This window comes from Shewanella sp. AS16 (assembly GCF_021412365.1).
GTDB lineage: Bacteria > Pseudomonadota > Gammaproteobacteria > Enterobacterales > Shewanellaceae > Shewanella > Shewanella salipaludis.
The window spans coordinates 1-281 of sequence record NZ_JAKCLK010000433.1 but is presented as its reverse complement, the minus strand read 5'-3'; the positions used below and the strand labels follow the sequence as shown (position 1 = coordinate 281).

Here is a 281-nt window from a genome sequence, read left to right as displayed (position 1 = left end):
AGGCGTTCACGCAGTTTTTCTGCTTCGCCTGCGACGTCGGTTTTAGTCAGCAGAATACGGTCGGCGTAGCCAACCTGTGACTGGGCGATGGTGAACTGGTTCATCTGCTCATCGGCATGTACCGCATCCACCAGCGCAATCACGCCATCCAGCAGGTAACGCTGGCATAAAATCTCATGGGAGAAAAAGGTCTGAATAATCGGGCCGGGATCGGCCATGCCGGTGCATTCAATGACCAGACGGTCGAACTGAATATTGCCCTTGTCGAGATTATCCAGCAG

The 281-nt window shown here is 53.7% G+C and carries 1 protein-coding gene; it reads right to left on the bottom strand.

Going from position 1 to position 281, the window contains the following annotated elements; all coding sequences use genetic code 11:
• Positions 1-281: GTP-binding protein (locus tag LZP73_RS20980; RefSeq protein WP_326490390.1), on the bottom strand; the 281-nt coding region annotated here is incomplete at both ends.